The sequence below is a fragment of the Pseudomonas izuensis genome (genome assembly GCF_002356535.2).
GTDB classification, from domain to species: Bacteria; Pseudomonadota; Gammaproteobacteria; order Pseudomonadales; family Pseudomonadaceae; genus Aquipseudomonas; species Aquipseudomonas izuensis.
The window spans coordinates 4550803-4563524 of sequence record NZ_AP017423.2 but is presented as its reverse complement, the minus strand read 5'-3'; the positions used below and the strand labels follow the sequence as shown (position 1 = coordinate 4563524).

Annotated in this window: 8 protein-coding genes; 3 read left to right on the top strand and 5 right to left on the bottom strand. The window is 62.6% G+C overall.

Going from position 1 to position 12722, the window contains the following annotated elements:
- Nucleotides 1-9 precede the first annotated feature (9 nt).
- From LAB08_RS20125 to LAB08_RS20115, 3 genes are all read left to right on the top strand, one after another.
- Nucleotides 10-777: an ABC transporter ATP-binding protein gene (locus LAB08_RS20125; protein ID WP_096510048.1), complete on the top strand. Its 768-nt coding sequence runs from the start codon at nucleotides 10-12 to the stop codon at nucleotides 775-777.
- Nucleotides 778-852: 75 nt separating this feature from the next.
- Entirely contained in the window at nucleotides 853-2046 is a 1194-nt protein-coding gene (locus LAB08_RS20120) for an amidohydrolase family protein (RefSeq protein WP_096510049.1), read from the top strand.
- Between the two features lie 28 nt (nucleotides 2047-2074).
- Complete coding sequence (locus LAB08_RS20115) at nucleotides 2075-3559, top strand: amidohydrolase family protein (protein WP_096510050.1); 1485 nt, start codon at nucleotides 2075-2077, stop codon at nucleotides 3557-3559.
- A gap of 1 nt (nucleotide 3560) precedes the next feature.
- On the opposite strand, the gene LAB08_RS20110 is transcribed toward LAB08_RS20115, so the two are convergent.
- The 5 genes from LAB08_RS20110 to LAB08_RS20090 all read right to left on the bottom strand — a co-directional run bounded on the left by LAB08_RS20110 (nucleotide 3561) and on the right by LAB08_RS20090 (nucleotide 12659).
- Nucleotides 3561-6671, bottom strand: coding sequence for an efflux RND transporter permease subunit (locus LAB08_RS20110; RefSeq protein ID WP_096510051.1), 3111 nt, complete (start codon nucleotides 6669-6671; stop codon nucleotides 3561-3563).
- Nucleotides 6668-7687, bottom strand: a complete 1020-nt coding sequence (locus tag LAB08_RS20105) for an efflux RND transporter periplasmic adaptor subunit (protein WP_254007479.1) — start codon at nucleotides 7685-7687, stop codon at nucleotides 6668-6670. Before LAB08_RS20105 ends, LAB08_RS20110 begins: the two co-directional genes overlap by 4 nt.
- A gap of 108 nt (nucleotides 7688-7795) precedes the next feature.
- A complete protein-coding gene (locus LAB08_RS20100) occupies nucleotides 7796-9313 on the bottom strand; it encodes a TolC family protein (protein WP_096510053.1) in 1518 nt (505 codons plus the stop codon).
- 119 nt (nucleotides 9314-9432) lie between these two features.
- Nucleotides 9433-9648: an NUDIX hydrolase gene (locus LAB08_RS20095; protein ID WP_096510054.1), complete on the bottom strand. Its 216-nt coding sequence runs from the start codon at nucleotides 9646-9648 to the stop codon at nucleotides 9433-9435.
- Between the two features lie 113 nt (nucleotides 9649-9761).
- Nucleotides 9762-12659, bottom strand: coding sequence for an ATP-binding protein (locus tag LAB08_RS20090; RefSeq protein WP_096510055.1), 2898 nt, complete (start codon nucleotides 12657-12659; stop codon nucleotides 9762-9764).
- Nucleotides 12660-12722: the final 63 nt, after the last annotated feature.

Sequence of the window (12722 nt, the reverse complement as noted above, 5' to 3'; positions counted from 1 at the left end):
GGCAACACCATGTACAAACTGACCGTAGACGATCTGTACAAGAAATATGGCAACCACGAAGTGCTCAAGGGCGTGTCGATCAAGGCCAGGGCCGGCGATGTGATCAGCATCATCGGCTCCTCGGGGTCAGGCAAGAGTACCTTCTTGCGCTGCATCAACTTCCTCGAACAGCCGTGCGCCGGGCGCATCACGGTGAACGCCGAGGAAATCCGCACCGAAAAGGACAGGAACGGCGGGCTGCGCGTGGCCAGCCAGAAGCAGTTGCAAGGCATGCGCACCAAGCTGTCGATGGTGTTCCAGCACTTCAACCTGTGGGCGCACATGTCGGTGCTGGAAAACGTGATCGAGGCGCCGATGCACGCCCTTGGCCTCAGTCGCGATGAAGCGGTGGCCCGCGCGCGCAAGTACCTGGCCAAGGTCGGTCTGCCGGCCAGCATGGAGGCCAAGTACCCGTCGCACCTGTCCGGCGGCCAGCAACAGCGTGTGGCGATCGCCCGGGCCCTGGCGATGGAACCGGAAGTGATGCTGTTCGACGAGCCGACCTCGGCGCTTGACCCGGAGCTGGTCGGCGAGGTGCTCAAGGTGATGCAGGCCCTGGCCGAAGAAGGGCGGACCATGGTGGTGGTGACGCACGAGATGGCCTTTGCCCGCGAGGTGTCCAACCACGTGATCTTCCTGCACCAGGGCAAAATCGAGGAAGAAGGCAACCCGGAGCAACTGTTCAAGCACACCAAAAGTGAGCGACTCAAGCAGTTCCTGGCCGGCAACTTGAAATAGCCCTTTGGGTCCCGTAAAGAGTGCCCCCGTCGGCCACCTGGCGGCGGGGCACGCTCAATCAGTGATGAGGTTCAAATGACGTTCTGGTTGCGTAACGTCCGCCCCTATGGCGGCGAAATCGAAGACCTACAGATTATTGAGGGTCGCATCGGCGATCGTCGGCCAGCCAGTGGCCATCCGGTTGCCAGCGCTGACTTTGACGGGCAGGGTCAATTACTCGTTCCGTCACTGGTAGAAAGCCATATCCACCTGGACAAGACGCTGTGGGGCCAGCCTTGGCGCCCGCATAGCGCAGGCCCAAACCTCAAAGCGCGCATAGCCAACGAACGGCAAATCCTGCGCGAGCTCACATCACCCATTGCCGAGCGTGCAGGTGCTTTGTTGGAACAATGCATCGCCCGTGGCTCGCTGCTGTTTCGCTGTCATGTCGACGCCGATCCCGAGTTGGGCATCGAGCATGTGCAAGCCATGTTGGCGCTGCGCGAACGCTATGCCGACCTGGTGGAAATCGAGTTCGTCACCTTCCCACAGGTGGGCCTGGTCAACCGCCCCGGCGTTGAAGAGTTGATGCGCGAAGCCCTGGCGCTGGGCGTCGAGGTCATCGGGGGGCTGGACCCCTGCGGCATCGACAACGATCCCATCGCGCACCTGACGATCCTGTTCGAACTGGCGAGCCAGTTTGATCGCGGTATCGATATCCACCTGCATGACGGTGGCGAGCTGGGGCTCTGGCAGATCGCGCGCATCGTGGACTTCACCGAGCGCTATCAGCGTCAGGGGCGAGTCATGATCAGCCATGCCTTTTGCCTGGGCATGAAAGACTGGGCCCAGGTGCAGCCGTTGGCTGAACGCCTGGCGGCCAATCGGATTTCCCTCATGACCACGGCGCCTTCGGATATTGCCATCCCGCCCTTCAACGAGCTGCGCTCGGTCGGGGTCAACGTGTGCCTCGGTTCGGATGGCATTCGCGATGCCTGGACCCCCATGGGCAATGGCGACATGCTCGAACGCGCGATGTTGCTCGCCTTGCGTTGCGGCATGCGGACGGACCTGGAGATCTGTGCAGCGTTCGACGCCGCTTCCGGCAATGGGGCGCGGGCACTTGGGCGCAGTGATCACGGCCTGGCAACCGGGCAAACCGCCAACCTGTTGTTGCTACCGGCAGAGACGCTGAGTGAAGCCGTTGTGTCTCGTCCGCTGGCACGCACGGTGATCAGCCGCGGCGTCGTCGTGGCGAAAAATGGCAGCCTGCTGCACAGCCGTCTGTGATCCCAAACACTTTCACCGGATGCCTTGTATGACACATCACTACGACGTCAACGCCCCCCTCAATAAAGTCGACCTGCTGATCGAACACGGCGTGGTCATCACAGTGGACGATCAACGGCGCGTCATCGAGGACGGCGCAGTGGCCGTGCTCGGCAATCGCATCGTCGCGGTGGGGCGCACGGATGAGCTGCGGGCTCGCTTTACGGCTGAAAAAGTCATCGATGCCCGTAACAAGGCGGTGCTTCCGGGCTTGATCGACAGCCACGCCCATGCCGGCCACGCCATGCTCAAAACCATCGGCGGCGCAGAGGGCAATGCCTGGATGGAGGCGTGCCAGACCATCTACACCTCGGCCTCCGGCGTGGAGTTCTGGGAGGTCGACGCCAGGTTATCGGCGCTGGAGCGGCTGAAATGCGGCACCACCACCGGCGTCTCGCTATTGGGTGGCGGCGATTCGATCATGCGGGTCGACGATCCGGTCTACGCGCAACGCCACGCCCGGGCCATCGCCGAAATCGGTACCCGCTCGGTAGTCGCCGTCGGGCCGTCACGGCCGCCGGCGCCGCGCACCTACCTGGACTGGTCGACCGAACCGCCCACTCGGCGTGACGTCAGCTTCCAGACCATGTTCGAAGTCTGCGAAGAAGTCGCCAGGACCTGCGACGGCATGGGGGACGGCCGGGTGCGCATAGCCATCACGTTGCCGGTGTACGCGCCACAATACGAGCCCGATCACCGGGAACTGGCCCCTCTGTTCCGCCAGCAGGCACAGGATTACCGGGCGCTGGCCCACCGTTATGGCCTGACGTTCACCCAGGATGGCCACCGCGCCGGTACGCTGGCGCTGGCCCACCGCGAACTGGGTTTGCTCGGCCCGACCTCCTTCATGTCGCACTGCATTGACCTGACCGAGGAAGACATCGCCCTGTGCCGCGAGACACAGACGAAAATCGTGCACAACCCGAGCGCCATCATGTCGATCCTGGGGCGCTGCCCGGTGCCGGAACTGATCGAGGCCAATGTCACCGTTGCCATCGGTTCCGACGGCGCCGCCCCGGACCGTGGTTACGACATGTTCCGCCACATGTTCCAGTGCATGCACTACCACCGCCGCCATTTTCGCGACCCGGACATCCTGCCCCAGGGCAAGGTGCTGGAAATGGTCACGATCGACGCGGCCAGGGCGCTGTCGATGGAGCATGAGATCGGCTCGCTGGAAGTCGGCAAGAAAGCCGACATCATTTTGATCGACCTGTTCAAGCCGCACCTGATGCCGATGAACATGCCGGTCCACCGTGTCACGTGCTTCGCCAATGGTGCGGACGTGTGTACCACCATCGTCGACGGCAGGATCCTGATGGAAGACTATGTCGTACGCGCTGTCGACGAGGCGGCTGTGCTGGCCGCCGTGCAAGAGGAATCGGAACGCATGCTCGACCGCAGTGGCTTGCGCCATCTGACAGCCGAATCGAAAAACCTCTGGAGGGCGGCCCGCTATCACGCGGCAGGTTGAGTCACCTTGGGGCAGCGGGGCTTGTACAAAGCGACGAGTCTGCTATCACCTGCCCGGTGTCAGTCGACTTGCCGCGACGGACCTTGAACCATGCCGCGTACAATGCCGGGACGAAGAAAATCGTCAGCAGTGTCGCCACGGTGAGACCACCCATGATCGCGATCGCCATCGGTCCCCAGAACACACTACGTGTGAGTGGGATCATGGCGAGCACGGTGGCCAGTGCCGTCAGCATCACCGGGCGTGCTCGGTGGATGGCGGCATCCAGTACAGCATTCCACGGGTCGCGCCCCTCGGCGATCTCGATTTGTATTTGATCGATCAGAATCACCGCGTTGCGCATGATCATGCCACCCAGCGCGATGATGCCCAGGATCGCGACGAAGCCCAGCGGCGACTGGAACACCAGTAGCGCCGGCACTACGCCAATCAGGCCCAGCGGCGCGGTGAGCATCACCATCCACATGCGGGAAAAGTTCTGCAATTGCAGCATGAGCAACAGCAGGATGGTGACCAGCATCAACGGGGCTACCGCGACCAGCGCCTTGTTGGCCTTGTCGCTTTCCTCAACCGCTCCGCCTACATCGATACGGTATCCGGTCGGCAGCTTGGCTTCGATGTCCTTGAGCAATGGCAGGATTTCCTGCGTCACCGATACACCCTGTTCACCATCCTTCACGTCGGCACGCACCGTGATCGCCATGTCGCGGTTGCGGCGCCACAGTACCGGCTCTTCCAGTTCAGCGCGCACCTGGGCGACTTGCGACAGGGGCACCACCGTGCCTTGGCGTGTGTAAAGGTTGATGTTTTTCAGTGTGTCGAGGTTCAAGCGTTCCTCTGGCACGGCACGGGCCACGATGTCGATCAGGTCCTCGCGCTCACGCAACTGCGACAGGGTTGCGCCATTCATCACGGTCTGGGTCGCCAACGACACATCGGCCGGCGTGAGGCCGAGCGCACTCGCCTTGTCCTGATCAAGCTCCACCTTCAGCGTACGCACCGGGTCGTTCCAGTCGAGTTGGAGGTCGCGCACCTTTTGGTTGGACGCCACCACCTTCTCCACGTCCCGGGCGATCTTGCGCACTACCTGGGTATCGGGGCCTACCACGCGGAACTGCACCGGGTAGCCGACGGGTGGCCCCAACTCGAGTCGGGTCACGCGTATCCACGCTTGTGGGAATTGTTGGTTAGCCGAGTCCACCAGCCGCGCACGTACTCGCTCGCGCGCATCCAGATCTTTGGTCATCACAACGAACTGGGCAAAACCCGGATTAGGCAGCTCGGGGTTGAGCGAGAGATAAAAGCGCGGTGCGCCGGCGCCGGTGTAGGCGGTATAGAAACGCACGTCCTCGTCCTTCGCCAGGACCGCCTCCATGTGCTTGACCTGCTCAGTCGTCGCGGCGAACGAGGAGCCTTCCTTGACACGCAGGTCAATGACCAGTTCAGGACGCGAACTGTTGGGGAAAAATTGCTGCGGCACCAGCTTGATACAGGCCAGAGCAAGCACCAAAGCGCCCACCGTCGCACCGATGACCACCCAGCGACGCTCAATGGCGGCATCGATCAGGCGGCGCAGGCTGCGGTAGAACTTCGTATCGTGCGGATCAGCGTGCTGGTGCTTGCCCAAGTCGTTGGGCAGCATCTTGACCGCCAGGTACGGTGTGAAGATGCCAGAACAGATCCACGAGAACAGCACCGCGGCACCGACGATCCAGAAAATGCCCCCCGCGTACTCGCCGGTGGTGGACTTCGACAGGCCGATCGGCAGGAAGCCTACGACCGTGATCAGCGCGCCGGTCAGCCGTGGCATGGCGGTGGACTGATAGGAGAAGGCGGCCGCCTTCACGCGGTCCATGCCGGTTTCCATCTTCGCCACCATCATCTCGATAGCGATGATGGCGTCATCCACCAGCAGTCCCAACGCGATAATCAGTGAGCCGAGCGAGATACGTTCGAGGTTCCAGCCCATCGCCAGCATCACCAGCGCCACGCCACCCAGCACCAGCGGTACCGTGGCCGCGACCACCAGGCCTGCGCGCCAGCCCAGGCTGGCCAGACTGACCGCAATCACAATGACCAGCGCTTCGACCAGCGCGCGCCCAAAGTCCAGGATTGCATCCCTCACCGTGGTGGGCTGATCGGCCACCAGCTCCAGTTCCACACCATGCGCAAGTTCCGACTGGATCTTGGCGACTGCCGTGTCCATCGCCTTGCCAAGGTCCACGATGTTGCCGTCGCTGGTCATCGTGATGCCGAGCATCAGTACGGGCTGGCCGTTGTGACGTACCGTGTAGGTCGGTGGATCCTCGAAGCCACGGGTAACGGTCGCGACGTCGCCGAGCTTGATCAGCCGCCCGCCCGCGGAGATCGGCACGTTGCGGATGGCCTCTTCGCTGGCGAACTGGCCACTCACGCGCACCATGACGCGGTCGCCATGGGTGTCGATCTGGCCTGCGGGCAGCATGGCGTTCTGGCTCTTGAGGCTTTCGGCGATGGCCAGCGGTGTAATGCCCAGCGCTGCCAGGCGCTCGTGCGAGAACTCGACGTAGACACGCTTGGCCTGCTTGCCGATAAGATCGATCTTCTTGACCATCGGCACCTTCAGCATCTGGCGCTTGATGTCTTCGGCCGCGTCTGACAACTCAGCGTGGCCGATGCCGTCGCCCTTGACCGCATACATCAAGCCATACACGTCGCCGTACTCGTCGTTCAGGATCGGGCCGATCACGCCGTCAGGCATCTCCAGGCTCAGATCGTTGAGTTTCTTGCGCGCCTGGTACCAAGCCTCGCGCTGGTCAGCCTTGGAGGTGCCGCCGCGTACGGTGAGCGTCATGCCGGCATAGCCTTGCCGCGCGTAAGTAACCACCTTCTCGAAGTTGTCGATCTGCTCGAATTTTTTCTCCATGCGGTTGAGGACCTGGTCCTGCAACTGTTGGGCAGTGGCGCCCGGCCAGATGACCATAGCGGTCATGGACGGCACGGAAAAGTTCGGGTCTTCCAGTTGGCCAAGCCGGGTGAAGCTGAAGGCACCGGCCACTGCAACGATGAGCAGCATGAACAGGACAATGGCGCGGTGGCGCAATGCCCAGTCGGTGAGATTGAAGTTGCTCATCGGGCGGCCTGCTGCGTGGTGTCTGTTTCATTGATTGCGGCGTTGGGGAGGGCGACCTTTAATCCTGAGGTCATCTTCTGTACACCGGCCGTAACGACCAATGTGCCAGCCCGCGGCCCAGTGACGAGCACCTCGTCATTGCGATAGCCCCAGACGGCCACCCGCTCCAGATCGACCACACCTTCCGGCGAGACGGTCCAAAGCGCTGGCTGACCGCCACTTTGCGTGAGTGCCGTCGCCGGAACCGTTGCCACTGCGACACTGGTCATCACGCGCTCGGCCGTAACCGTGGCGGTGGCACCCAGCGGCAGGGCCTTGGCTGGTTTAAGTCGAGCGCGGTAGGTGCGCGTTTGCGTCGCAGCCTGTGGCGACAATTCGCGCAAGGTGGCATCGAAGCTTTCGTTTGGCGCACTGGCCAGCGCACCTTTGAAATGTGCCTCCTTGAAGACCGACAACTGGTCTTCGGGGACATCGATGACGACCTCGGATTCGTCCGGATTGGCAATCGTAATAACCGGTTGGCCTTCCGCCACGACTTGTCCCGCTTCGATGCGTACCGCCGTGACCACGCCGCTACGGGAGGCGCGCAGTACGGTGTACTTCAGACGGTTGCGGGCGAGCTCAAGCTTTCGCGCTTCAGCCTCGGCGGTCGCACGCGTGGTCTGGGCATTGGTATGTGCACGCTCATCGTCGGCCGCGCTGACTGAGCCATCCGCCTTCAGGGCCGTCAGGCGCTGGCGATCGGATTCTGCCTGGCGCGTCTGCTCCACGGCAGCGGACCACTGCTGTTGCGACGCTTCTTCCGCGAGGCGGTAGTCGTTGTCATCCAGCACAGCCAGTATGTCGCCTTCGTGCACCACCTGACCCACGTCGACCTTGCGTTGGGCAACCTTGCCACCCACACGGAAGGATTGGTCGACTTCATGGCGCGACTGCACGGTGCCCACATAGCGGCTGACGTCGCGGGCGTTGTCGTAGTTGATTTCAACAGTACGTACCGCTCTGGGGGCCGGCACGGACGGCTGATCCGGGCTGCACGCGCACAGCATAGCGACGACGGCCAGGGTGCCGGCCGCAGTAAGGGAATTCTTCAAGACGGTTCCTCTTTGGAAAACGACAGATACTTAGGAAAGTGGTGGCCGGTCGGCTTTGACGGATGCGGTTGGGTTGGAGGGTTGTTCGAACACCTGCCAGCCCCCGCCCAGTGCTTTGTAGAGCTGCACGCTATCGAGTAGCAGGCGGGTGTTGCTTTCGTTGGAATTCAGGCGTGCCGCCAGGCGCGCGCGCTGCGAATCCAGCAAAGGCAACAGGTCAATCTGCCCGCGGTTATAGAGCGACTGGGCGCGACTTTGCGCCGACTCCGCTGAGGCAGCGGCCAGTTGCAGCGACCCCGAGCGGCGGCGTTCCTGCGCAAGGGTGACAAGGGCGTTTTCCACATCCTCGAGCGCTCGCACGATGCCGTCTTCGGCGCGTAGTACTGCCTCTTGTTGAGCGCTTTCGGCCGCTTCGTTGATGGCTTGCGTGCGTCCGGCGTTGAACAGCGGCATTGCCAGCAGGCCCGCGACGTTGGTAAAGCGCGCAGCGCCGAGATCGGCACCATTCAGGTTCAGGCCCTGGCGGCCGAAGGACGCACCGAGAAAGAGTTGCGGGAACCACTCAGCTTTCGCTTGCTGGCGACGCGCATTGGCGGCATCGAGCTGGGCCATCAACGCCAGCACGTCAGGTCGGCGTTGCAGCAATTCGGCTGGCTGCCCGGGCTTGGCCTCAGGCACATCCGTCATGTCGCTGCTCGAGGGCTGAATGTTGGTGCTGTTGAAAGACTGGTCGGCAATCAGTACCGCGATACGGTGGCGCGCCACCGCCACTTGAGTTTCCAACGGCGGAATCTGCGCCCGCGCGGACAAGGCGTCGGTTTGTGCGCGTTCGACGTCGAATGCGGAGGCCAGCCCCACCTGTTGACGCGCGGTGACCAGACGCAGCGTCTCGTCCTGCATCGCCGAGATAGCGCGCAGTGTTGCGACCTGGCGCTGTGCACCGACCAGTGAGAAGTAGTTGCTGACGACATCGCTCATCACCAGCAGGCGCACACCGCGCATGCTGTGTTCCGCGGCCAGCGCATCGGCATCCGCCGCCGCTGCACCGGCTCGCAGGCGGCCACTCAGGTCGAGTTCCCACGAGACGTCCAAGCCCGCACTGGCGGTCTTGATATCCGGATACCCCTGTTTTACGGCTGAATTGAAACCGGTGCTGTGGTCACTGCCAGAGACCGACGCACCGACGCTCGGAAGCAGCCAGGACTGGCTGACCGTTTCTCCGGCCCGCGCGGCACGCAGTCGCTCGGCGGCAATCTTGACGTCGCGATTTTCCCGCGCGGCTCGGCGCACCAGATCCGTCAGCAATGGGTCATGGTAGACCTCCCACCAGGCCGCCTCGGGCTCCATCTCGGACGCCGTACTCGCGGCGAAGTTGCTCGGCACGTCGACCGAGGGTTTGAGGACCGGTGTGGAGCAGCCAGAAAGGGCGAAGGCGATCGATGTGGCCAAGGCAGCCGCCATGGCAACCGCGGTCGGGCACTTGGTACGTTGCAAGGTTGTCCCGCCGGCATGGCAAGGCAGCGGATGGGGGGTGGAAAGTCGCGGCATCAGAAATGGACTCGTCTAGTTCGAGGTGGCGTCAGCGTAGGGGGACTGTGTAGGCAAAGTCGTCAGCGAACCGTCAGCGTTCGGTCGCGATGCGCTTTGTCTGTCGATGCGGGAAAGGATCATTCACCATCGACGTCTACCGCCTGCTCGCTGACGGCTGTCACCAGATCCGTACCAATCGACTCCAGCAACTCTTTGCCCGACGAGAACTCGCGCTGACGTCCGGTGACCAGGTTCTCCAAACGACCCACCAGGGCGCCCGGTTCGGCATCACTGCGCAGCTTGAGAACGTAGGTGCGGCGGCTCGGGTATTTGGATTCAGGGTTAAGGCTCATCGCAGACCTGGGATCAAGAAAGTTCGATGCCAGCGTAAGCCGTCCCCCTGGGTCGAGTCGTAAGCAAAAGGTCAGACTTCGGTCGGATCACCTTTGCTCTCACAAACGTCACTTCAAGCCCGCTTGACAGCCTCGAGCAGCGAGCGCGCACGCTTTACCTGTTCGGTTCCGTGCGTTTCGGGCAGTTGATCAATCAGCATTACCAATGCCTGGTGATCCTCTGGCGTGGCATCGTGGCACTCACACAATTCAACCAGCGCGAGCAGCTCCAGCCATGATGCTTCCTGGGCGCGCGCCTCCTCAATCGCACGCCGCACCGCCGAGTTGCTGGCGTCCGACCAACCCTGAGCTCGCGCGAGCGCGGCCTCCAGCAGCAAAAGCTGCGGCAGGTAGACACGTTCGCCCAGTTCCTCACCTATCCGGAAAGCTTCCTGCAATTGGACTTGTGCTGCGTCGTAATCACCCGCCAGGAGCAGCGCCTCGGCGGCGTAGCCGAGTACTTCGCTGGCACCGGAGCGCATCCCGAGTCCCGTGTGTTCCTCGTAAGCCTCACGGATGTGCCGGTAGCCCTCTCGCGGCGCCCCGTTGCGCGCGTCGGCCCACCCGCGCCACCAGCGACAAGCCGTACGACCGAGTGCGAGCGAATATTCGTCGACGAGCTTCTGCATGTTGTCAGCCAGCGCTGCCACCCGCACAGGGTTTCCCAGTCGCACTTCGATCAACACCTCCTGCCAGGTTGCGACTAGCCCTGTCATAGGTTGTCGAAGCGTATGAGCGCGGGTTTGTGCCCGCTGCATATGGATCCGTCCTTGCTCAATCAGGCCAGATCGCACCAGCTCGATGGCCAGCATTCCGTGCAGCATGGCTTGGGGATCAGTCGCAAAGATCTCGTTTGTCCCGATATCCAGAGCCTCGGCGATCGCGAGTGCGCGCTCCAACCAGCTGCGTGTCATTTTCGTGCGGCCCTGGAGGTGATGTACCTCGCCCTGAACGATGCACGCTGCCAGCATGAGCGATTGATCGTTTGCGTTCAGGGAGAGCGCTTCTGCACGTTCTGCCACTTCCAAGGCCTGCGAATAGTCGCCGCGCAGACCGAGCAGATAGCCGAATCCATGCAGGAGGCGCCCGCGCATGGGGTGCTCGGGTACATCCGTGAGCAACGTGTACGCCCGTTCGAAAGCGCCTTTGGCTTTGCTGCCGACACCGAACATGTGAAAGGCTGAAACCCCCTGCAACGTAGCCAAAGTCATTTCGAGCGTATCGCGCTCCGTCCCTTCGGGGGCCTGCATAAGCAGGACCAGGGCGCGCTCGGTGAGGCCGATGCACAAGTCCGGGCTGAAGTGCAGCAGCGCGGCTTCTGCGGCCTCGGCGTAATAACGCAGCGCGATCATCGGCAGCCGGGCACGGTCGAAGTGCATCGCCAGCTCCGAGGCAGCAACCGGCACTCCGACCGAGCGCTCGCGTTCGAGGGCAGTGCCAACCTGGCCATGGAGATCGATGCGCAACGAACGCGGCGTGCGGTCGTATAACACCTGGCGAAAAAGAGCGTGGCGGAACGAGTAAGGCAGCTCTACCGCTTCATCAACATCGGGTGCCCGAGATTGTGTGAGCCATACCTGCTCACGCATCAATTCCTCACAGGCGTCGATCACCGAAGAGAGACTACGCTCGAGGGCCAGCGAAACCGTCTCAGTCCGGAAATCGGACCCGCACACCGCCGCCGCGCAGAGAAGTGTTCGTTGCTCGGGAGCCAGCTTGGCAATGTAGTGATCGATGATGGCCGCAAGGTTGTCGGGAACCGCCAGATCGGCCAGCCGAGCTTCGATGGTGGTTTCGTCCTCTTTCGCATCCATCACTTCAGTGATGATCGAGGAAACGAACAACGGCACGCCGTCGGTCCGTTCGTGCAGGGCGCGCACGAAGGCTTCATCGCATGCGAGTGAGGCTGAACGCAACGCTACATAGTCGGCGACCTCGGTTTCGGAAAACGGGTCGAGCACCACTTCCTCGCACAAGCGTTGCAGTCGCAGTTCGTGGCGCAATGAGCTGAGCGGATGGTCGAGCGCCACCACCTCGGCAAGGCGGAAGCTTGACAGCCACATGAGGCGTGCGGGGCCACGGCGTCGGGCCATGTAGTTAATCAGCTGGACCGTCGCCCGGTCGCTCCAGTGCAGGTCTTCGGTCACCAGCAATAGCGGGCGCAACGCTGTATAGCGGTCCAACAGTTCGCCGAATTCCCTCAGCATGCGTTCCGGGCCGACACCGGCCAGCTCGCGCCGCAATGCGTCTCGCTCCTGCGTACTACTTAGCCACGGCAATTGCAGCAGCCAGGTGGGTGCCACTTCGCGCAATAACGCCGGCAGGGTAGGGTCGCTGCGGCACAGATCGGCCAACGCCTCCAGCACCGGCAGGTACGGTTCGCCGGTGCCGAAGTGCTCCATGCAATGGCCGCGTGCGCAAGCGATGCCGCCAAGGCCGGCGAGGAAATGTTCGATCAGCGTGGTCTTGCCGATCCCCGGTTCTCCAGCCAGCCAGACCACGGCCCGCTGGCCGCCACCGGCCCGCTCCCATGCCCGTTGCAGCCTGGCGACTTCGGCAATGCGACCGATGAATGACGGCAACCGAGGTGTGTCGGTCGGCGGAACTGCCGTGGATGCAGGCGGTACCGAAGCAGCAAGGGGCGACGCGGCGATGAAGCGATAGCCGCGCCGCGACACTGTCTCGATAAAACGAGGGTGCCTGGGGTCATCGCCCAACACTTTGCGCAGATCGCTGATGGCCGTCTTCAGGACTGAGTCGCTGACAAACCGATGCCCCCACACGGCATCCAGCAACGCATCTTTGGATACCAACGTCCGTGTCTGGCGAGCGAGTACGCACAACAACAGGAAAGGGGTCGGCGCCAACGCCACCGCTTGCCCATCGCGCAACAAACAAGCGTTGGCCTCGTCGAGCTCGAACTCGCCGAAGTCAAGCAGGACGGGGGTCGGATGGGACTGCGGACGCGCCACGGTTGATTCCTGAAAACTTAAAACATGTTGCTGAAAATTCGCACGGACCGGTCATTTTCGACC